General features: G+C 32.5%; 22 protein-coding genes and 2 other annotated features. Of the genes, 2 read left to right on the forward strand and 20 right to left on the reverse strand.

The window, feature by feature from the left end; genetic code table 11:
* Window positions 1–55: 55 nt before the first annotated feature.
* The 20 genes from recA to D7I45_RS04520 form a co-directional block, all read right to left on the reverse strand.
* The gene (gene recA / locus D7I45_RS04425) at window positions 56–1,102 is read right to left on the reverse strand and encodes a recombinase RecA (RefSeq protein ID WP_120784528.1); all 1,047 of its coding nucleotides are present in this window, start codon (window positions 1,100–1,102) and stop codon (window positions 56–58) included.
* An 89-nt stretch (window positions 1,103–1,191) separates the two neighbouring features.
* On the reverse strand, window positions 1,192–1,662 hold the full coding sequence (locus tag D7I45_RS04430; protein WP_120784529.1) for a nicotinamide-nucleotide amidohydrolase family protein: 471 nt from the start codon (window positions 1,660–1,662) through the stop codon (window positions 1,192–1,194).
* A 42-nt stretch (window positions 1,663–1,704) separates the two neighbouring features.
* Window positions 1,705–2,292, reverse strand: a complete 588-nt coding sequence (gene pgsA, locus D7I45_RS04435) for a CDP-diacylglycerol--glycerol-3-phosphate 3-phosphatidyltransferase (RefSeq protein ID WP_120784530.1) — start codon at window positions 2,290–2,292, stop codon at window positions 1,705–1,707.
* A gap of 48 nt (window positions 2,293–2,340) precedes the next feature.
* Window positions 2,341–3,192 (reverse strand): helix-turn-helix domain-containing protein, encoded by an 852-nt coding sequence (locus D7I45_RS04440; protein ID WP_162924094.1) that lies wholly within the window; start codon window positions 3,190–3,192, stop codon window positions 2,341–2,343.
* A gap of 73 nt (window positions 3,193–3,265) precedes the next feature.
* The gene (gene yfmH, locus D7I45_RS04445) at window positions 3,266–4,525 is read right to left on the reverse strand and encodes an EF-P 5-aminopentanol modification-associated protein YfmH (RefSeq protein WP_162924095.1); all 1,260 of its coding nucleotides are present in this window, start codon (window positions 4,523–4,525) and stop codon (window positions 3,266–3,268) included.
* 1 nt (window position 4,526) lies between these two features.
* Window positions 4,527–5,789 carry an EF-P 5-aminopentanol modification-associated protein YfmF gene (gene yfmF, locus D7I45_RS04450; RefSeq protein WP_120784533.1) on the reverse strand — a complete coding sequence of 421 codons (1,263 nt, stop codon included), beginning with the start codon at window positions 5,787–5,789 and terminating at the stop codon, window positions 4,527–4,529.
* 11 nt (window positions 5,790–5,800) lie between these two features.
* Window positions 5,801–6,664 carry an amino acid ABC transporter substrate-binding protein gene (locus D7I45_RS04455; RefSeq protein ID WP_120784534.1) on the reverse strand — a complete coding sequence of 288 codons (864 nt, stop codon included), beginning with the start codon at window positions 6,662–6,664 and terminating at the stop codon, window positions 5,801–5,803.
* 3 nt (window positions 6,665–6,667) lie between these two features.
* Entirely contained in the window at window positions 6,668–7,306 is a 639-nt protein-coding gene (locus D7I45_RS04460) for an amino acid ABC transporter ATP-binding protein (RefSeq protein ID WP_120784535.1), read from the reverse strand.
* 11 nt (window positions 7,307–7,317) lie between these two features.
* A complete protein-coding gene (locus tag D7I45_RS04465) occupies window positions 7,318–7,956 on the reverse strand; it encodes an amino acid ABC transporter permease (RefSeq protein WP_120784536.1) in 639 nt (212 codons plus the stop codon).
* A gap of 45 nt (window positions 7,957–8,001) precedes the next feature.
* Window positions 8,002–8,224, reverse strand: a binding site (T-box leader).
* 46 nt (window positions 8,225–8,270) lie between these two features.
* The gene (gene minD, locus D7I45_RS04470) at window positions 8,271–9,080 is read right to left on the reverse strand and encodes a septum site-determining protein MinD (protein WP_120784537.1); all 810 of its coding nucleotides are present in this window, start codon (window positions 9,078–9,080) and stop codon (window positions 8,271–8,273) included.
* Entirely contained in the window at window positions 9,080–9,751 is a 672-nt protein-coding gene (locus tag D7I45_RS04475) for a septum site-determining protein MinC (RefSeq protein WP_120784538.1), read from the reverse strand. Before D7I45_RS04475 ends, minD begins: the two co-directional genes overlap by 1 nt.
* 32 nt (window positions 9,752–9,783) lie before the next feature.
* A complete protein-coding gene (mreD, locus tag D7I45_RS04480; RefSeq protein WP_120784539.1) occupies window positions 9,784–10,302 on the reverse strand; it encodes a rod shape-determining protein MreD in 519 nt (172 codons plus the stop codon).
* An 11-nt stretch (window positions 10,303–10,313) separates the two neighbouring features.
* On the reverse strand, window positions 10,314–11,165 hold the full coding sequence (gene mreC, locus D7I45_RS04485) for a rod shape-determining protein MreC (RefSeq protein ID WP_120784540.1): 852 nt from the start codon (window positions 11,163–11,165) through the stop codon (window positions 10,314–10,316).
* 56 nt (window positions 11,166–11,221) lie between these two features.
* Window positions 11,222–12,226 (reverse strand): rod shape-determining protein, encoded by a 1,005-nt coding sequence (locus D7I45_RS04490; RefSeq protein ID WP_120784541.1) that lies wholly within the window; start codon window positions 12,224–12,226, stop codon window positions 11,222–11,224.
* Between the two features lie 156 nt (window positions 12,227–12,382).
* Window positions 12,383–13,693: a bifunctional folylpolyglutamate synthase/dihydrofolate synthase gene (locus D7I45_RS04495; protein ID WP_120784542.1), complete on the reverse strand. Its 1,311-nt coding sequence runs from the start codon at window positions 13,691–13,693 to the stop codon at window positions 12,383–12,385.
* 48 nt (window positions 13,694–13,741) lie between these two features.
* On the reverse strand, window positions 13,742–16,402 hold the full coding sequence (locus tag D7I45_RS04500; protein ID WP_120784543.1) for a valine--tRNA ligase: 2,661 nt from the start codon (window positions 16,400–16,402) through the stop codon (window positions 13,742–13,744).
* A gap of 34 nt (window positions 16,403–16,436) precedes the next feature.
* Window positions 16,437–16,651: a binding site (T-box leader), on the reverse strand.
* A gap of 44 nt (window positions 16,652–16,695) precedes the next feature.
* Window positions 16,696–17,193 carry a thiol peroxidase gene (locus D7I45_RS04505; RefSeq protein WP_120784544.1) on the reverse strand — a complete coding sequence of 166 codons (498 nt, stop codon included), beginning with the start codon at window positions 17,191–17,193 and terminating at the stop codon, window positions 16,696–16,698.
* A gap of 118 nt (window positions 17,194–17,311) precedes the next feature.
* Window positions 17,312–18,529: a tRNA uracil 4-sulfurtransferase ThiI gene (thiI, locus tag D7I45_RS04510; RefSeq protein ID WP_120784545.1), complete on the reverse strand. Its 1,218-nt coding sequence runs from the start codon at window positions 18,527–18,529 to the stop codon at window positions 17,312–17,314.
* Window positions 18,530–18,543: 14 nt separating this feature from the next.
* Complete coding sequence (locus tag D7I45_RS04515; protein WP_120784546.1) at window positions 18,544–19,692, reverse strand: cysteine desulfurase family protein; 1,149 nt, start codon at window positions 19,690–19,692, stop codon at window positions 18,544–18,546.
* 105 nt (window positions 19,693–19,797) lie between these two features.
* On the reverse strand, window positions 19,798–21,501 hold the full coding sequence (locus D7I45_RS04520) for a septation ring formation regulator EzrA (RefSeq protein ID WP_120784547.1): 1,704 nt from the start codon (window positions 21,499–21,501) through the stop codon (window positions 19,798–19,800).
* Between the two features lie 154 nt (window positions 21,502–21,655).
* Here D7I45_RS04520 and D7I45_RS04525 point away from each other — a divergent pair, with 154 nt between their 5' ends.
* Complete coding sequence (locus D7I45_RS04525; RefSeq protein ID WP_120784548.1) at window positions 21,656–22,123, forward strand: GAF domain-containing protein; 468 nt, start codon at window positions 21,656–21,658, stop codon at window positions 22,121–22,123.
* 197 nt (window positions 22,124–22,320) lie between these two features.
* Window positions 22,321–22,929, forward strand: coding sequence for a 30S ribosomal protein S4 (rpsD, locus tag D7I45_RS04530; RefSeq protein WP_120784549.1), 609 nt, complete (start codon window positions 22,321–22,323; stop codon window positions 22,927–22,929).
* Window positions 22,930–22,986: the final 57 nt, after the last annotated feature.

The following is a 22,986-nucleotide window of genomic DNA, read 5'->3' on the forward strand; positions in this document are numbered from 1 at the left end:
AGTGTCAACTCATCTATACCGTTTAGACAAATAAAAAGAGCCTTTCGGCTCTTTCTTATTTGTCTTCTTTAGACTTATCTTCAGTTTCTTCTGACTTGTTTTCGTCATCATCATCGCCCATACCATAAGCAGCACGGACCTTCTTATTGATTTCGTCCATTTTATCAGGATTTTCGGATAAGTATTTCTTAGCATTTTCACGACCTTGACCAATACGTTCATCACCGTATGAGTACCATGAACCTGCTTTATCAATAATATCCTTTTCTACGGCCATGTCGACAAGTTCACCAGTTTGGGAAATACCTTCACCGTACATAATGTCAACTTCGGCACGTTTAAATGGAGGAGCTACCTTGTTTTTGGCAACTTTGATCTTAGTACGGTTACCAATAATATTAGTACCGTCTTTAATTTGTTCAGCTCTTCTAATTTCAAGTCTAATAGTTGAATAGAACTTCAAAGCTCTACCACCAGGAGTAGTTTCAGGATTACCAAACATAACCCCAACTTTTTCTCTAATTTGGTTAATAAATAATGCAATTGTTTTAGTCTTGTTAATTGAACCAGAAAGCTTACGAAGTGCTTGTGACATCAAACGTGCTTGTAAACCAACGTGAGCGTCACCCATTTCACCTTCAATTTCAGCTCTTGGAACTAATGCAGCAACAGAATCAACAACTACAATATCAATAGCACCACTGGAAACTAAAGCATCACAAATTTGTAATCCTTGTTCACCAGTATCTGGTTGTGATAATAGTAAGTCATCAATATTTACACCTAGATTAGTTGCGTATACTGGGTCCAATGCATTTTCAGCATCAATATATGCAGCAGTTCCACCTTGTTTTTGTACTTCGGCAACTGCTTGTAGAGCAATAGTAGTTTTACCAGAACTTTCAGGTCCATAGATTTCTACAATTCTTCCACGTGGAAAACCACCAACACCTAGAGCATTATCTAGTGCAAGTGAACCAGTAGGAATTGTGGAAATTTTGGTATCTCCACGATCACCCATTCTCATGATTGAACCTTTACCGAATTCTTTTTCAATTCGTTTTAAAGCTCCATCAAGAGCTGCTTTACGTTCATCAGCCATTCAATGACCTCCCTTTTCTTATCAATCTATATTTATACTATACTAATGTATTTTGAAAAAAGCAAGCTAAAACAGAACAAAAGTTCGTATTATTTTTTATATTCTGCTTCAATCATTTTTAGTGCCATAGCAACAGACTGTTCACGAACAGATTCTCTATTTCCATCAAACAAACATTTTTTAGCAAAAGTTTTATGATCTAAATAATCAATTCCTATATATACAGTTCCTGCTGGATTTCCTTCTAGACTATCTGGACCTGCGACACCGGTGAATGATACACCGACGTCTACTCCCATTTTCTTCTTAGATTGTTTTGCCATCCATTCAGCAACTTCACTAGAAACTACCCCGTAGGTATTAATAACTTCAGTTGGTATATCTAACAAACTAGCTTTAGCTTCATTTGAATAAGTGACAAAGCCACCAGAAAAGATAGCTGAAACTCCAGGTACACTACCTATGGTAGATTGAAACATCCCTGCTGTTAAGCTTTCTGCACCAGTTATAGTAATGTCTTTATCAATTAATTTGTTAACTACAGAAGTATCAAATTTCATAAATAATTCTCCTCTTCCAAACTAAGTAAACGAAATTTTAGTTTATTCAAAAGAATCAGAAAAGATGGAACGACTCTTAATAAAGTATTCAGCACCTGAGTAAACAGTAAAGAACAAGCATACATATAGTAAAACAGTTCCTATACCAACGCCTACAAAAGGAATGTATAGAAAATCGTTTAGTAGTAATAATATGATAGATAGCATTTGGCTAAATGTCTTAATTTTACCAGGCCATGCAGCTGCAATTACCTTTCCATCATTTTCAACAACTATCAATCTTAAACCTGTAACTGCCAATTCACGACAAACAATTACTGCTGCAACCCATGCTGGGACATAACCAAATGAAACTAAAATAATGAAGGCAGACATAACAATCATCTTATCAGCTAAAGGATCAGCAAATTTACCAAAGTTCGTAACTAAGTGTTGTCTTCTAGCTATTTGTCCATCCAAGAAATCAGTTATACATGCAGCTGCAAAAATAACTGCAGCAACAATTCTAGTAATTTGGATAGTAGTTCCTAGCCAAACTACAACTCCCATATTAATAGAACATGATAACAATAAAATAAATAGTGGAATCATGCAGATTCTAATAAGTGTCAATCTATTAGGTAAATTCATTATTTTTCCTCCAAATTCAATCAAAAAAGGGCTTATAAAGCCCTTTTATTATTTATTAAAGTTCAATGTTAATTGAGCTGTTAAAGGTGTGTTCTTGTCTAACTTCAATTCAGTACCGTTAACATCAATCTTAGAACCTCTAACATTACCAAGTGAAATAACTACCTTTTTAGCATTTTCAGGTAACTTGATATCTTTCTTGTTACCAGCCATTAAGGAGCCTTGGTATATTTGCTTGCCATCAACTGTTACTGATGACCATGCTCTGTCAGAAGCCTTTAAGTTAACTGTGTTGGCTTTTTTTGCACCCTTAACATTGTATTCAGTAGCACTAACTTCTTTAATTGTTGTTTTGGCTTTCTTGCTCTTTTGTTTTGCTGGTTTCTTATTCTTCTTTACAGAACTAGAAGTTTCTGAAGAACCAGTAACTGAAACTGAGCTGCTACTGATGCTAGTTTGTGATGAATTATTTGTATGTACGACTACACCCCAAACTACGCAAACTACAATAATTATTCCAATTACAATTCCAGCAGTTGGAATTAATTTACGCAATGAATCACGCTTTTGTTCACGATTGCTGTCAGCAATACGTCTACTAAAGTTATCCCCTGAAACAGTTTCTTCATATTCAGGACTTTGGGTATCTGGCAAATCTTCATCATGTTCGTTCAACAATTCTGTACCGTCAACTCCAACTGTATCAGCGAATTGTTTAATAAAAGCACGAACGTAAAAATCACCAGGAAGTTCATCGAAGTTTTCTTGTTCAATGGCTTCAAGATAATGCTTTTGAATTTTGGTAGTCTTTTGAATGTCATCTAAGGATAATCCTTTAGCAACACGTGCATCATGTAGTGACTTACCAATTTCTACTTGTTTTCCTTTATTATTTTCCATAAAAATTACTCCACTTATCATTATTTTTACGTTTCAAGTATATCATAATTCTCATTATAAACTAAATTTATCTCTAATTATTTTTAGGTAAAATCATATTAACTACTGTGTTGTCAACATTTATGAATTTTTTACCGAAATCAATTAAATCATTTAATGTTAATGACTGTATAATCTCAATTTCATCATATAAATTAGCATAATTATGATCAGAACTTCCAATATTATTAGCAATGGTTTCTATCGAATTCATCATTGAAATATGTTGTCCAATTTCTTCTTTTTGCATTAATTCGAATTCTTTTTGTGAATGACTTAATAGTTCTTCGAAATCTGACAAAATATTTTTAATGTTTTTCACAAGTAAATCTGCTTTATCAGTTTCACCTGCGATGATAGCAAAGTTAAATTGATCTTCACAATCAAAATCAAACCCAAATGAATCATCAATAATTCCTTGATCATAAAGTTTTTCATAAATTGGAGAACCTTCTGTAAATAATAGTTCCAGTAACAAGGATATAGCTAATTCATATCTTAAATTGCCATTATATTTTGAACCACCTTTAATTCCAATTGCTACCTTAGGTCTAATCACGTCCATATGATTTATAACACTTGGATTAATTTGATTAGATGAAATTGTATATGGTTCAACTGGTTTACGGTCCTCAAAAGTTTTCTTATCTTGATTGTCTTTTGTCCATTGATAAATTTCTTCTGGTTTTACATTTCCCACAACTGTAAGTTGCATATTACTTGGTTGATAGAAATGATTATATGAGTCATATAAATCTTGAACTGTAATTTTATCGATAGAATCAGCTGTACCTGCAATATCTACATTTAATGGTGTGTCAGGAAACATGTTCTGAATGGTTTTAAAATACAACACCGCACCTGGATCATCATCGTACATGCTGATTTCTTGTCCTATAATCCCCTTTTCTTTTTCCACCTTTTTGGCATCAAAATAAGGATCTTGCACGAAATCTAGTAATACATTTAAATTCTCTTTTACTTTGTCAGTAGTAGAAAATAAATAACTAGTTTTGTTAAAACTAGTAAATGCATTTGAAGAAGCACCATATTCGGAGAATAAATCCATGGCATCATAATCTTTTTTATCAAACATCTTGTGTTCTAAAAAATGTGCTATACCTGCTGGATAAGTCTTATCTCCAATATTTCGATTAATGGATCCATACTTAGTAGATAATGTGGCAAAAGTTTTATGAAAATCTTTCTTCGGAATTACTGCTATCGAAAGACCATTATCTAATTCATCAGTATAAATACATTCATTAAACTTTTCATACTTAGTAACTTTCATTTTACATCCGCCCATCTAAAAAGAATACTGAATTTAGTTGAACTTTTTTGGCAACGTTAGCAATATCATTTATAGAAACTGCTTTAACTCGTTCTACCCATTGTTGATAATCAGAATTTCTGCCTAATAAGCTGTTTACAAATGATTGTTCCATGCTTTGTCTTGGACTATCTAAGACAGCCATTTTTGCATTGATCATCTCTGATTTAATGTTATTTAAAGTTTCTAAATCAACAAGAGCATTACTAATATTTTCTAATTCTTGGTTTACTATATCTATGACCTTGTCTTTGTTCTTATAATCTATACCAGCACTAACCATCATAAAACCATTAATGGAATTATAAATACTATTTGCATAATATGCCAAGCTATTCTTTTCTCTTACATTTTTAAATAATTTAGATTGTGGAGTACCACCAAAAACAGCATTAAATATTATTGCTGCCATAAAATTATCATCATCAAAGAAAACTGGTAAATTATATCCCAAGTTAAGGTAACTTTGTGATGAAGTAATCCTTTGAGTCACACTTTCAACTTTTTTAGTAGATTGGTTATTTCTTAATGGTTCAATTTCATAAATATCTTTTCTATTAGTTATTTCAAAATTGCCGAATAATTCATAAATTGAATTAACATCGACATCCCCAATAACTGAAACAATCATATTGTCATTGTTTATACAATTTTGATAATAATCATATTCATTAGAAGAAGTTAGTTCATCATAGTCACTAACTTTTCCAAATAAGAAATTTCCTCGGCTAGGACAATTTTTAAAATACATTTCCTTTAATTTTATAGAACCCAAATATTGTTTATCATCAGGAATAGATGCAACATATTTTTTCATGTTAGCAAGTTGAAGATTAAAAGTCTTATCGTCAAAATGATCATCGTTTGCTAAAGGTTTAAAAACTACACTATATAAAAATTCAATAGCATGTTTTAATAAATCATCTTGACCATCTACATAACGAGGATTAGGAATACTTAGATTAATTCTTAAAATAGATAAATTACCATATCTTAAAATATTGGTTCCAAAGCTAGCTCCATACATTGCTGACAAGTGACGAGCCAATTTAGATTGGGAAGGATAATCAGAATTGCTAGTTTCTAATAATTGAGCTAAAACTGCTCTTTTTGCGAAATTTTCCTCTTTAACCGGACTAATTAAATCAAACGTAAACGATATTGTTTTAAATTTTTGCGTAGGAATTACATTAATTCCCACACCATTTGATAGTTTTTTAAACAAAACATCCACCTCTAATTTTTCTTGTTAGTTAATTTTAACAATGGTGTTTTATAACGATTTCCAAACCATTTTTGACAAATCTTCTTTAGTTCACCATTTTTAGCTAATCTATCTAGAGATTTGTTAATATAATTTCTTAGTTTCTTATCACCTTTACGCACACCAACACCAAATTGTTCTTGTGGGAATTTACCACTTATTACTTTGTATATATTTGGATTAGGTTGATGAGCAATATAGTAATTAGCATAGGTACTATCAATTAATAATCCACTAATTCGCCCATGATTTAAATCAATGAAAGCATTAGTAAAGGAATTATATAAGATTGGAGATTGTTTTTTAATATATTGCTTTAAAACTTTAGGTTGGTCATTTATGTCATTTAAACCAGATGATCCACCTTGTACACCAAGATATTTACCTTTCATATCCTTAAATTGATTTATATGTGATGATTTTAAAGATACTAGTTCTTGGTCATTAGAAAGATATGGTTTGGTAAAGTTAACTACTTTTTTTCTTTCTGGAGTAACAGAAAAGCCATTCCATATTAAGTCTATAGTGGTATTACGCAATTCAGTAACGTTCATTGACCAATCTATAGGCTGAAATACTGGTTTAATACCTGATCCTTTAAACACTGCTTTAGCTAAGTCCACATCAAAGCCGGTAATATTACCTTGTTTGTTTTCATATCCCATTGGAACAAAAGTTACATCCAAACCAATAACTACATTCTTTTTCTTTTGTATAGTATTCCAATTATCATGAACGTCTGCTTTCTTTGTAACGGAGGTACAGCCAGTTAAGATAATTGATAATATCAATACCACACCCGCAGCTTTTATAATGCGTGGCAACTTAAAGTTCATTAATTATTCCCCCTCTTTAAAAGGTTTAACTTCCTTCACTTTGTCAGATACTTGTTTTGCAAATGAGGTATCATGAGTAACTACTAATTGAGTTATATGTTGTTTCTTCAAATCAAGAATAATCTTTCCTACTTCTTCACTTAATCTAGGATCAAGTGCTGATGTAGGTTCATCATAACAAATAATTTTTGGATGCATTGCCAAGGTTCTCACGATAGCAACACGTTGTTTTTGACCACCAGATAATTGGTATGGGTACAAATCTTCTTTACCAGTTAAATCCAATTTATCTATTAATACTTGGGCTTCTTTTTTAGCCGCTTCTTTACTTTTTTTCAAAACTAATTGGGGAGCTAAAATTATATTTTCCATTACAGTTAAATTAGGAAATAATCCAAAATCTTGGAATACTACACCAATAACTGATTGTGAATCATCAGTAGGATCAAACTTCTTGCCATCAATATAGAATTCCCCAGAATCAGCTATTTCTAACCCAGTTATACATCTTAACAATGTAGTTTTTCCGGCTCCGGATGGTCCAACTATCCCTAATATTTCATCATCTTGTACTCGTAAACTAGTGTCCTTGATGATAGTTTTACCTTGAAAACTTTTATTTAAGTTTTTAACTTCAAACATATATTTACCCCCTATCTCCAGTAGTCAAAGTGTTGTTCTACTTTCTTCAATACCACTGTTAATACAGCTGTTAATGCTAAATAAAATACAGCTACTAAAATTAGTGGAACCAATGTAACATCACGTGCTGTTGCAATATTTCCTGCTTGTAGTAAATCACCTATACCTATTACGTAAACCAAAGATGAATCCTTTACTAAGTTGATTACTTCATTTCCAATTGATGGTAAAACAATCTTTACGACTTGTGGAATAACCACTTTAGTTAAGGTTTGCCATTTACTTAATCTAAGCATCTTAGCACTTTCAAATTGGTTGTCAGGAATAGATTGAAATCCACCTCTGAAAATTTCAGCAAAATAAGCTGCGTAATTTAAGGTGAATGCTACTAAAGCAGCTTCAAATCTTGGGAAAACAATTCCAATAATTGGCAATCCATAAAAAATGAAGATTAATTGTAATAACAATGGAGTTCCACGCATAATCCATACGTAAAATTCAAAAATTACTCTAATAAGTTTTTTTGCAGTTAATGCTAATGAAACTAATATTCCTAAAGGAATAGATAATATGATGGTTAAAATAAAAATTTCTAATGTTGTTACTACCCCCGAAAACAATGACGGAAGTATCTCTAAAATATATTGCATCTAACTTTCCTCCCTATGTAAAAAAACGTCCTTTCAGCAATATGCCAAAAGGACGTTATAAACGCGGTGCCACCTAATTTTCTACCTTGCTCGCGCAAAATAGCTCAGTGAGTCAAAGACTCGAAGATAACGGATTACACCGGAAATTCCTATTTACGTTCAGAATAACAACTCACAGGCGTGAATATTTAAAATAAATGCTTAAATCTCACCAATCTTAAGCTCTCTTTGATTTATAAATAAATACATTCCTGATCAATGTCTTTAATATTAATATATAGAATAACTTAATTTTACAATTAAATCAATCTATATTAATTATGTTTATGACTAAATAAATGTTTAAATCTTTCCCAGAAGCTTGGTTTAGCTAAATCAATCTTCATTAATGGGACAGTTCCGCCCTCTAATCTTCTAGCGACATTACGGTATCCTTGCGCTGTTGGATTATCAGGATTCATAACAATAGATTTACCACTATTGGAAGTACTAATTACTTTATCATCATCTAAAATAATTCCTAATAAATCAATTCCTAAATGAGTAGTAATTTCATCAACATCCATATAACTGTCGTCTTCCATTAATGACTTTCTAATACGGTTAATGATTAATTTTGGTGATTCTTGCAATGGATGTTGTTCTAATAATCCAATTACACGATCAGCATCTCTAACCGCAGATATTTCTGGAGTTGTAACTACAATAGCGCCATCAGCACCAGATACGGCATTAACAAATCCTTGTTCAATTCCCGCTGGGCAATCAATAAATACGTAATCAAAATCAGGCTTTAATTCATCAACAATTCCTTTTACTTGTTCTTCATTTAAAGCAGTTTTATCAGTATTTTGAGCGGCTGGTAATAAGTATAATAAATCATCAAAGCGCTTATCTTTAACTAATGCTTGAACTAATTTAACTCTTCCAGTTGCCACATCAACAATATCATACATAACACGATTATCAAGACCCATAACAACGTCTAGGTTTCTTAAACCGATATCTAAGTCGATAAGACATACTCTCTTACCCATCATTGCTAAAGCAATTCCAATATTAGCACTTGAAGTTGTCTTTCCAACTCCACCTTTACCAGATGTAATTACAATGGCTTTTCCCATTATTCAATGCCTCCAATTCGATTAAAGAATTTTGGATTAATCTCTTTTAGATTGTTTATTTTACCATAACTTAAAACATGTAAATCATTTACATAAATAACCGTCTTCGCGGAATCTTCAATGGGCTTGTCATCAACAATATCATATTGTTCTCCGACACGAACTTGTTGTGCAGTATGTAAATTTCCGATAATTAATTTGTTTTCATTATCAGGAAAACCAGCCTGTACAATTCCTTCAATTGTTCCCATATTAAAGATGTTTCCGGTAGCAAATAATTTACCACCTTCATGAATTTTACCAAAGAACAATACATCGCCATCGACGTTGACTTCTTGACCATTTCTTATAACACGGCTCATAACTTCAACGTTTCTTTCAGCCATTATCTTTTTAGATTCTTCTTTAGTAATTACATTAGATAAGAAACTACCTACTGATAAGTTATCATGTTCATTGACTAACTTAATAATATCATTTTTATCGTCTTGTGACATTATACGGTTACCCATTTGAACATTTAATTGTAATGTTTCGTCACTATTACTGTTTTTTTCAGACAAGCCATCTAGCAATTGTTTCAAATCTACTAGAATTTCTCGAATGCTTGCATTTTCTTTTATAATTAATTCATATCCCGCTTGGGTTCCTTTAAGTACTACAGATTGCATTAACAGATACTCCTCTTATCTTCTATCTCTTCTTACTCAATTCGATCAAACATAACGCCAATAGGCACATATAACAGCAAAAATACAACTAGATTAAATGCTATCGTAGGCAAAAATGCATGCGATAAAAAGAAGCTTCCAGCCATATTTGTAACACTCATCAATCGATTTAAAGCAAATGCAAAAAAATTAATAAATGCAAAGCTAATCACAAATTCTAGCATTGCTGTCAATATATTATATGGAAGATATTTATATAAAAGCTTTCCAATATAAATAGCTAATGGGAAAGCTAATACATAAATACCAATAATTCCACTATAATACCAATCATATAATAAACCAGCTAAAGCTGCCCACCATAAAACATGAATATCCATTCTACTAACGAAATACATATTATAAAATAACCAAATAAATGTAATATTAGGAACGAATAATAAGTGTCCGAATAAAAGATGACTAAATATTAATGATATGGATCCATCTAAAAAGAAAGATATGAACAAACCTATAATAAACACATATTTAACTGGAGAATGTTCTATCATAATATTCACCCCTATGACATCTTATTAATTACTGTAACGGCCTCTAAATCATTCATATTAGCAGGAATTTTTACAAATATTTTGGAAGCTGTACCATAATCGTCTGTAGTTACTTTGGATACCTTTCCTACATATAATCCTTTAGGTGTTACTCCACCTAAACCATTAGTAGATACAGTATCGCCGACTTTAATTTTAACTTTAGTATTCAAATGACCCATAATTAATTGACCCTTTTTACGATCATAGCCATTAATAATACCATTTACAGTATCGCCATTCTTATTAGTAATTTCTACTGAGAACTTATCATCAGCATCTACAGTATCAGAAATTAATTCAACTTTACTATTTGAATTGTTAACTTCGATAACTCTACCTACTAATCCTTTGCTAGCTAATACTGGCATATTCTTTGCTACTCCAGCAGATTTACCCTTATTGATAACAAACTGGTTTTGCCATGCGGAAGGAGTTCTAATCAATGCTTCAGCAACGATAGGATGATAATCAGTTAAACCGTTTTTTATATCCAATTCACGTTTCAATTGAGCATTTTCACTTTGTAGTGCTTGATCTCTAACCTTGGTAGTAGCAATATTTTCAACTTGTGTCTTTAGTCTTTGATTCTCTTTATAAGTGTTAATCAAATTGTTTATTGTTTCGCCGCCATGTCTTAACGCATTTGCTGGGGTTGCAATAGTCCAATTAGCTATTCCCACTACATCATTACCAAAGCGTTGAATAAAAGGTGGCATTGATTTCTTATTTCTAGTAGAAACTGAAAGAGAAATAAATCCCAAACATACTATGACTACTAGTATTACAGAAAACCACTTCTTTTTGGAGAAAAATTTACGCATTATTCAACCCTCCAACTAGCAAATAAGCGGGAAGCTAAACTCCCCGCTTATTTAAACTATTTTCTCTTCATTATATCAATACTTTTTAGTGATTCACCAGTTCCGATTGCAACACAATCTAGCGGGTTCTTAGCGATAGAAACTGGAACTTTAGTTGCTTCTGAAATAACTTGAGGTAAGTTCTTTAGTAAAGCTCCACCACCAGTTAATACGATACCATGATCAATTACATCAGCTGAAATTTCAGGAGATGTTTCTTCTAGAGTTTCCTTAACAGTTCCAATAATTTCTTGAATTGGTTCTGCAATAGCTTCAGCAACATCTTCAGCTGAAATTTCAATACTCTTTGGTAAACCAGTTAATAGATATCTACCACGAATAGTTACGTTTTCAATATCTTTTGCCGCTTCAATAGAAGCTGAACCGATATCCCACTTTAATTTTTCAGCGGTTCTTTCACCAATTAATAGGTTGTACTTCTTACGAATGTATGCAGCAATAGCATCATTCAAACGATCACCAGCTACACGCAATGATCTGCTTGAAACAATACCACCTAATGAAATAGTAGCAACATCAGTAGTTCCACCACCAATGTCAACAACCATACTACCAGTTGGATCCATAATTGGTAATCCTGCCCCGATAGCTGCAGCAAATGGTTCTTCAATGACATAAGCATCTTTAGCACCAGCTACACGTGTAGCATCAATAACAGCTCTCTTTTCAACTGCAGTAATACCACTTGGTACACAAACCATAACGTATGGCTTACCAGCTGCATGACCTACTGTCTTATTAATGTAGTATTTCAACATAGTTACAGTAGTTTCGTAGTCAGCAATAACACCATCTTTCATAGGTCTAATTGCTGAAATAGATGCTGGAGTACGACCAATCATATCTCTAGCTTCTTGTCCTACTGCTACGATTTCTCCAGTTTTAGTGTTTTTAGCAACAACTGAAGGTTCTCTTAATACAATTTCTTTACCGTCAACGTAAACAATTGTATTAGCAGTACCTAAATCAATTCCAATGTTTTTAGTTCCAAATCCAAACACAATTTTTCATCCCTTCATAATACATTTGGTGGGCTAATTTTATAAATTCACCATTTTAGTATAACATAGTTATTTTCTTATTTTAATAACATTATCTAGTGTATACGATTTTTGTATAATTATCATTAATCTTTTAAAAATTTAATCAAAAAGTTGTTACTTTGTAACAAAAAGTTTTCTTACATCTGATATGAAATATAATGAACCCGTTATCAACATCATATCATCATCTGACATTTCGTTGGCCACTTTGGCAACAGCCATGTGCCAATCACTTTCAAAAGAAACTGGGTTAACAGATTGTATATTCTTAATAATTTTAGGCATATCAACCGCTTTCCTATTTCCATATGCTTGAAATTCAGTTAATGTCATATGAACATTAGACAACTTACCTAAAGTGTTTAGCATTTCCATATAATTTTTATCAGACAAAATAGCAATAATTATATGAACATCTATATTTCTAAAGTGTTCAGTTATTAACTTACTAATCTCTTGGACAGCATCAATATTATGTGCTCCATCTAATACCACTATCGGTGTATCATTAACCCTTTCAAAGCGACCGGCCCATTGCGTATTTAACAATCCATTTGAAATAGCAAAGTTATTAACATCTTCGCTATTTTGTAGTTGATATTCAATATAAGCTTTAATTGCACAAGAAGCATTATCTATTTGATAATCACCGACCATTTTAATTACTAAATGTCGAATTAATCTATCTTCATCTTCGTAATCAAATTCTTGTTTCCATCCCGTATTAGTACGGTGGCTGGTTGTTTTAAATTGTTGATTCAAAATTGTTATAGGAGCTTGCTTACTAGAAGCTTGTTCTTTAATAACATTTAAAGGTGATGGTGCAATATTTCCTACAACCACTGGAGTTTTTTCCTTAATGATACCTGCTTTTTGAAAGGCAATTTTCTCTAAAGTATCCCCTAAAATTTGCATATGATCCATTCCAATAGTAGTAATAACTGAAACTTTAGGATTCAATACATTAGTTGAGTCTAGTAAACCACCAATTCCAACTTCTACAATTACTACATCAACTGGATGTTTAGCAAAATACAAAAACATCATTGCAGTAACTACTTCGAATTCAGTAGGTGCTCTACTCTGTAATTGTACATCTAGTTGCTCTACTATGGGCTTAATTTGTTCTACTAATTTAATTAATTCGCTGTCAGATATCGGATTACCATCAACACTTATTCTTTCATTAAATCGAATCAAAAATGGTGAAGTAAATGTCCCTACTTTTTTACCATCTGCTTGAAATATATTTCTTAGATAGGCAACTGTAGATCCCTTTCCATTAGTTCCGGCTACATGAATGGCATTTATATCTTCCTGTGGATTATCCAGTTTACTTAGTAGCAATTTCATGGTTTCTAAATCTGGATTTTTCTTAAATCGATGGCGTCCATGAATAAACTCTAAAGCTTGTTGATAATTCATTTTTGCCTTCCTTTCAAAAAAGCCGAGCTAAATGCCCGGCTTTTTTATCTATTGTTGACTTTTAATTTCTTCAAGTCGTTCTTTGGCAGCATCTAACTTAGATTGATTATCAGCTTTCTTTTCTTTTTCAGCATCAACCACTTGTTCAGGTGCGTTTGCCACAAACTTTTCATTAGAAAGTTTCTTTTCAGCACGTTGTACTTCAAAGGTATAATTTTCAATTTCTTTTTGAATACGTTTGATTTCTTCATCTAAATCAACTAATTCAGCTAAAGGAATGCTAATTTCAGCATCTGTAATAATTCCAGTCATTGATAACTTAGGTGCTTGTACATCAGAACCAACACTTAGTTCTTTTGGATGACAGAAACGATCAATGTAGTGTTTGTTTTCTTCAAAGATATTCTTTAGTTCATCATTATCAGTCTTGATTAATAAATCAATTGATGATGACATTGGTGCATTAGCTTTTGCACGAATATTTCTAACAACCTTAATCAATTCAATTAAGGCTGACATATCTTTTTCAGCTTTAGCATCATTAAATTCATCATGATTTACTGGGTATGGTGCAACCACAATGGATTTACCTTCATGAGGCATTGTTAACCAAATCTTTTCAGTAACAAATGGCATCATTGGGTGCATTAACTTCAAGATTTTGTCTAAGACATATGCTAATACATTACGAGTATTTTCTTTAGCTTTTACATCTTCACCGTTTAAAGTTTCCTTACTCATTTCAATGTACCAGTCACAGAAATCATTCCAAATAAAGTCATAAAGTGCACGACCAGCTTCACCAAAATTGTACTTTTCAAATAAATCAGTAACTTGGTTAACTAAGTTATTTAATTTACTTAGAATCCATCTATCAGCTAAATTCCATTCTGATGAATCAGGTAATTCAGGCTTTTCCATGTCCCCTAAGTTCATAATTACGTAACGACTAGCGTTCCATAATTTATTGATAAAGTTCCATGCGGATTCAATCTTTTCATAACTAAAACGAACATCTTGTCCAGCCGTATTACCAGTAGCTAAGAACCAACGTAATGAATCAACACCATATTTATCAATAACATCCATAGGGTCAATACCATTACCTAATGATTTACTCATCTTACGACCTTGTGAATCTCTCATTAAACCGTGTAGTAATACATCTTTAAATGGACGACGTTTAGTAAATGTTAAACTTTGGAAAATCATTCTTGATACCCAGAAGAAGATAATATCGTAACCAGTAACTAAAGTATTAGTTGGGAAGTAACGTTTAAAGTCTTCTGAATCTTCATTAGGCCAACCTAATGTTGAGAATGGCCATAATGCTGATGAGAACCAAGTATCTAGGACATCATGATCTTGTTCCCAGTTTTCAGCATCTTTAGGTGCTTCCATTCCAACGTAAGTTTCACCAGTTTTCTTGTTGTACCATGCAGGAATTCTGTGTCCCCACCATAGTTGTCTTGAAATTACCCAATCATGAATGTTTTCCATCCATTGTGTAAAGGTATGTTCAAAACGTTCTGGAACAAAGTTAACTTTATCATCTGTTGATTGATTCTTAATAGCTTTTTCAGCTAATGGTTTCATCTTAACAAACCATTGGGTAGATAATCTTGATTCTACTTGTACACCAGTTCTTTCTGAGTGTCCAACAGCGTGCACAATTGGTTCAATTTTTAGCATGTAGCCTTGGTCTCTCAAATCGTTAACCATAGCTTTTCTAGCTTCAAAACGATCCATACCTTCATATTTTCCAGCATTTTCGTTCATAGTTGCGTCACCATTCATGGTGTTAATACGCTTCAAATCATGGCGGTTACCAACCTTAAAGTCATTAGGATCATGGGCTGGAGTAATTTTAACCATTCCAGTACCAAATTCAGGGTCTACATATTGGTCAGCAATGATTGGAATTTCTCTTTTAACTAGAGGAACCATAATCTTTTTACCAACAATATCTTTGTATCTATCATCATCAGGGTTAACGGCTACAGCAACATCCCCAAACATAGTTTCAGGACGAGTAGTTGCAATTTCGATGTAATCTTTACCGTTAAATTTAGTTCCATCTACGAATGGGTATTTAACATGGTAAAAAGCACCCTTATCATCCTTATGGATAACTTCAATATCTGACAATGCAGTTTGTGCTTGTGGATCCCAGTTAATGATGTATTGACCACGGTAAATTAATCCTTGTTTGTATAAATCAACAAAGACTTTACGAACAGCTTTAGATAATCCATCATCTAGAGTAAATCTTTCACGACTGTAATCTAATGAAAGACCCATCTTAGCCCATTGTTTCTTAATGGTAGCTGCATATTCATCTTTCCATTCCCAAACTTTTTCAACAAACTTTTCACGGCCTAAATCATAGCGTGAAATACCTTGTTCACGTAGTTTAGCTTCCACTTTAGCTTGTGTAGCAATACCAGCATGATCCATTCCTGGAACCCATACAGTATCGTAACCTAACATTCTCTTTTGACGGATTAACATATCTTGTAATGTTGTATCCCATGCATGTCCTAAATGCAATTTACCAGTAACATTTGGTGGAGGTAAAACGATTGAATAAGGTTTTGCTTTTTTGTCTCCACTAGGTTTAAAAACATCTTGTTCCAACCATTTGTCATAACGGCCTGATTCAACGGCATTATGATCATACTTGGTTGACATTTCGGTTTCTTTTGCCATTTTTTCTCCCTCCAATAAAAAAGCACTTCATCCTTAATAGGACGAAGTGCTCGCGGTACCACCTAATTTAAAGTATAAATATACTTTCTCTTATACCAGTTAACGATGGCCCGTTCATATCTAAATTAATAATATCAATATGAATGCTAACAAGTTACTTTCTTTCATTTGATAGAAAGGTGTTTCACCTATTCACCTTTTCTCTGTGACTAATCAAGAATGAAATACTCTCTTGCTCTCTGCATTTAACTCTATACAGAATATATTAGACAATTTTAGATGAATCGTCAACACTATTTATTTAACTTTTCAGCAACAGCTTCAGCTTTTCTGTAATCTGGTTGTTCACCAATTTCACTTACAACTTCTCTGTAAACAATTTTTCCTTCATTATCAACGGCGAAAACGGTTCTAGCAAGAGCATCTAAATCTTTAACGTATGTTCCAGTTGCCTTACCAAAAGAAAAATCTTGATCAGATAACAAGTTCATACTTTTTACACCCTTAGCTGCACACCAATTCTTTTGATCTTCAACAGTGTTTTTAGATACTGTATAAAAATCAACGTTCTCAAATTTATCAGCACGGCGGTTAAAGTGTTTTGTTTCTAAACTACAAGCTCTAGAATTTACATCAGGAACTGTTAGTATCAATGCTGGTTTATTCTTTAAATTATCCTTGGTAAATTCATTACCATTGGCATCTAGTACTTTAAAATCAGGTAAAAATTCTCCTTCATTAATTGGTTCTTTGTTTGTTTCTACTGGTTTTCCAATAAATGTTAATTTCATTTTTATATTCTCCTTAACGATATTTCTATTCATTAAAAATACAACTTACACGATTAAATTGCAAGCAAAAAGATATTCTAAAAAAAGAGACTAACTAAAATAGTTAGTCTCTCTTTTCTTATAGTAATTCAGCGAAAACGTCTTCTTGAGAATTTAAGAATTCTTCACCTGGTTTAATGTCCATTACTTTAACATTATCCAATGAACGTTTCATAAGTCCTTCTACATCGATTAGTTTTTCGCATTCTCTTGTCTTTTCTAAGTTTGGCTTAGTTTTTGGTGCAGGTGGAGTAAATACAGTACAACAATCTTCAAATGGTAAAATTGAAAGATCATAAGTATCAATTTTCTTAGCTACTTTGATTATTTCAGTTTTATCTAAAGAAAGAAGTGGTTTTAAAACAGGAACTGTAGTTACATCATTAATAGCCATCATGCTTTCCAAAGTTTGAGAAGCAACTTGACCTAATGATTCACCAGTAAATACACCCTTACAATGTCTACTCAACGTTAATGCCGCAGCAATTCTTAACATCATACGACGTTGAATAGTCATTAGGTAACCTTCAGGAACCTTTTGCTTAATTTCTTCTTGGATTTCAGTAAATGGAACTTGAATAAATTGAATATTTCCACCAAATCTGGTTAATTTAGAAGTTAATTCCTTAGCCTTAGCTAAAGCTTGTTGACTAGTATATGGAGGACTGTAAAAGTGAACCATATCTAATTTAACTCCACGCTTCATACCCATGTATGCAGCAACTGGAGAATCAATACCACCAGATAACATCATGGTTGCTCTACCACCAGTGCCAACAGGTAATCCACCAGCACCTTGAATGGTTTCACTAGATAGAAAAATACCGTTCATTCTAACTTCTACACGAATAGTAATGTCAGGATTCTTCATCTTTGCCTTGATGCCTTTTACGTTATCGATAACGCAACCACCTAATGCATCGTTGATATCATGAGTATCTAACGGAAAGTTCTTATCTTGTCTTCTGGTGTCAATTTTGAATGTCATTCCATCTTTAAATTGACTCTTTACCATATCGACAACAGTTTTCTTTACATCGTCCATATTCTTTTCAACTTTAAGTGAAGGTGAAAAGTTTTCGATGCCAAATACATCTTTTAGACGATCAATAACTGCATCTGAGTCATCACCATTCAAAGTAACATGAAGGCGATCTCTTTTAGCACTCACTGTTAGATTATCAAAATCATGCAACACATGGCGGACATTTTTGCCTAATTGTCTTATAAAGTCCTTACGGTTTTTACCCTTTGTGGATAATTCACCGTATCTGACCATTATTTCAGTATATTGCATCAATGAATTCCTTTCTATGAATTAATCTTCTTAAATTTTTCATAAAGTGTATCAAATACTTCATTAAAACGTTGTGCTTCCTCCATGGTGTTATGATCATCCAATGAAATACGAACAGCACTAGTTGCTTCATCTTCATCAACATTCATAGCAGTTAGTGTACCAGAAGCTACATGACGTTTTGAAGAACATGCACTAGTTGTGGAAATATAAATTCCATAACTTTCAAAAGCATGTACGATAGTTTCCCCTCTAACACCTAAAATTGCAAAACATAAAATATGTGGTGCAAATTTTTCGTCATTTCCAGAGAATAACTTAACTTTATCAAATTTAGAGATGTGCTCTAAAATATTTTGCTTTATTTTACGTTGTTTTGCAACCTTTTTATCTTGATTGTCTAATAACAAACGTAATGCTCTTGCCATAGCAGCAATGGCTGGAAGATTTTCAGTACTACTACGAAGATTTCTTTCTTGCCCACCACCAGTAATTAGTGGAGCTATCTTCTTACCTCTTCTTTTATACATAAATCCTACACCACGTGGTGCATGAAATTTGTGACCAGAGAAAGTTGCAAAATCTACACGATCATTAAATATTAAATCTTGAATACCTTTACCAATACCTTGAACTCCATCAATATGGTAAGCAATATTTGGATAATCTTTTAAGAGATCACCAATCTCTTTAATCGGTTGAATAGCACCAATTTCATTATTCACTGCCATAACAGACACTAAAATAGTATTAGGTTTAATGGATTTCTTTACGTCATCCACAGATACTCTTCCATTTTTATCCACAGGTAGATAAGTAACTTCAAATCCTAATTGTTTTAATTGTTCTACTGAGTTTGCAACTGCAGGATGTTCTACTGAGCTAACGATAATATGATTACCGTATTCTCTCTTTTCCATTGCAGTTCCTTTAATTGCCCAGTTATCCCCTTCAGTGCCACCACTGGTGAATAAAATTTCACTAGGTAAAACACCTAATAACTTTGCAATTTGAGATCTAGATTGTTCAAGCAGATTAAATGCTTCTTCACCAAATTGGTGCAAACTAGATGGATTTCCCCATATTTTTTCGCTAACTTTATCATATGTTGCAACTACAGATGGCTCTGGCTTAGTAGTTGCACTGTTGTCAAAGTATATCATTATTACCCTTCTTATAAATGTATTTTCCGAAATTTTATATGACTATTATAACAGAAAAAAAGAAGTAACGTATTGATATAAACCAATGTTGCTTCTTTTTAAAAGTTAATTTTTCTTTTCGTTATAATATTCTTCTTCTATTTGTTTATATGCACCAGGATTAACCTTTTCAATAGCTGTAGCAATTGTGGATAAACTCTTTTCATATTGATAATCATTATCGAAGTACTTTTTAGCTTGTGCACATGCACTATCGATTTCATCGTTACTATTACGGTAACGGTTTGCATATTGCATTAGACGTTCAACTAACATGGCACTATCGATAATCTTATCAGTATCAGTTAAGAGCTGATTCATAGTATCTTGAATATCAACCAATTGTTTATTGATTTCATCCATACTTATCTTAACTTGATTAATGGAAGAAGATAGTTTTGAAACCTTATTATATGCATAATCATATCTTTCCAAGAAATCATCAGTTAAACCAGGTAGATTCAAATTATCAATTTGTCTACGAATATTTAATAATTGTAAATCAAATTTTTGTAAATTATCACGAGCTACCTTTTCTTCATTATTTAAATCAGCAACTGAATCATTAATATCTTTTTGATGCTTTTCAATAGAACTAAGCTTGTTTTTAGCATCTTGTTGATGTTTTTGAATTACTGAATATACTGCTTTTCCATCGGAAACTAATTGATAATCTTGATTATAAGTATTTTCCACAGTTTCAATTTCGTCAGCTAATTTAGTAGCATTTTTAATTTCATCATGTTCTAAGTTATAGTTTTTACTTAGTCTATCTAATTCGTCTAATAAAATACGATTTTGATTTTTAGCATGAAAAATAAAATCAGAAATTAAATTCATATTTTGTCTAACTTTACGTTTAGAAACTATTTCTTTTTCCATGATTGCATACATCTTATCGATGCTATCTTCTATTTTAGAACTAGCTACTTTAGTTTCATCTACATCTAAATTAGCTAAGTTATCTAAACTATTCTTACATTCTTTTTTAAGATTTGCTATTTCATCATCAATATTGTCTTCTGAAAAATTATAACCAGTTTGTAGCATGGTACGATGTCCACGTTCAATTTCATCTAGTTGTTTGGGAATCTCTTTAGACAAAGCAACATAGTCATCAGGTATTTGTTCAATTAAATAATTCAATTCATCAATTGACTTATAAATGCCCTTTAGTAATTCCTTAGCAGCGCCTTGATCACCATTAGATGTATCATCAACGAATTGATCATATGAACTTTTAATATCATGCAATCTATCTTCTAGTTTTTCACTACTTGGTCCAAAAGCATAGTTTTGTGACAATAAGTGTTGATTAATTTCACGAATAGTATTGTCTACACTTTCGATTGCTTCATGATTTTGGTTGTCAACGTTTTGGAATTTAACCAAGCCATCACGAATATCATTTAGGTGCCCTTCAACTAATGAAAGGCTTTGAAATACATCATCTAATACATCATTAGCTGACCATAGTTTAAAACTATTTAATAAGTTTTCTGCTTCAACTAATTTTTGTTGGATTTCAGGTATTTCTTTCTCAGAAATATTCTTATAAATATCACTATAACTATTAAATTCTTCTAATACGTCACCATTTAATTTAATTTTGGAAGTTGCCTCAATTTCGTCCCCTACTGGCATCTCCAAGATTTGATCTTTTTTATGGTCTGCATCCTTTAAGCGATTCAATACATTTCTACGATAGAAAAAAGACGCCAATAATAATACGACTACTATTATTATTGCAGGAATAACCAAATCCATCATTATTACACCTATCCCCTTATAATTAGTTTTTAATATTCAGTATTAAACATTTGTATTTTTCACATTTTAATAATAAACTAACTTACTAAATATAATTATATCATACGTGATAATTATTAAAATACCAAATTATACGATACATGAGGTGCCTTTTATGACTGAAGTAAATTCTATGCTAGCAAAACAATTAGATGCATTATTATTTAATGAGAATAATAACGTAGCAAATATGGCTAATGCTTCTGCTTTGCTCATGCAAAGTTTGGAAAATGTTAGTTGGGTTGGATTTTACACATACGATAAGAAAAAAGATGAATTAATACTTGCTCCATTCCAAGGAAAGGTAGCTTGTGTTCATATTAAGAATGGTAGTGGTGTTTGTGGTACTGCTCTCAATGAACAAACCATTCAACGAGTTAAAAATGTAAACGAATTTCCTGGACATATAGCTTGTGACTCAAATAGTAAATCAGAAATTGTACTACCTATTACAAAAGATAATGTTAAATTTGGAGTATTAGATATTGATGCTCCAATATTCGATAGATTCTCAGAAAAAGATCAAGAAATTTTAAAAGAAGTAGTGGACGTCTTTACTAGCCACTTAAGCATTGACAATTAGGTTAATTAGCCTTAGAATATTTCTTGTGTAAAATAATGCAGCAGTACACGGTAAGCTCGTCAACATATTGATGCCGTTTAGGTTCAATGAGTACCCCCACGGCTGCTGGGGTGAAAATTGCAAAGCAATATGCACGAATACTAAATGTACAGATGATTATTTTACTCCAAATAAAATTTTTATTGGAGGATATTTTTATGTCTAGATATACAGGTCCAAGTTGGAGACTTTCACGTCGTCTTGGTATTTCACTTTCAGGTACTGGTAAAGAATTAGCTCGTCGCCCATACGCACCTGGTGACCATGGTCAAGGTCGTCGCGGTAAGCTATCTGAATACGGTACTCAATTGAAAGAAAAGCAAAAGTTACGTTACATGTACGGTTTAACTGAACGTCAATTCTCAAAATTATTTGTTCGCGCAGGTAAGATTAAAGAAGGACGTCACGGTGATAACTTCATGGTATTACTAGAACGTAGACTAGACAACGTTGTTTACCGTTTAGGTTTAGCAACTACTCGTCGCCAAGCTCGTCAATTAGTTAACCACGGACACATTACTGTTGATGGCAAACGTGTTGACATTCCTTCATACGAAGTTAAGGTTGGTCAAGTAGTTTCTGTTCGTGAAAAATCAAAGGAACTACAAATTATTAAAGACGCCGTTGATGCTGTTGTTGGTCGTCCACAATACGTATCATTCGATGCTGACAAGCTAGAAGGTTCTTTAACTAGACTACCTCAACGTGATGAAATGAATGCTGACATTGATGCATCACTAATCGTTGAATACTACAACAAGCTATAATTTTTATTATACTTGTCGTACAAAAAGCGCTTTGCATTTATTTGCAAAACGCTTTTT

Origin of the sequence: Apilactobacillus bombintestini (assembly GCF_003627035.1) — a bacterium.
Classification (GTDB): Bacteria; Bacillota; Bacilli; order Lactobacillales; family Lactobacillaceae; genus Apilactobacillus; species Apilactobacillus bombintestini.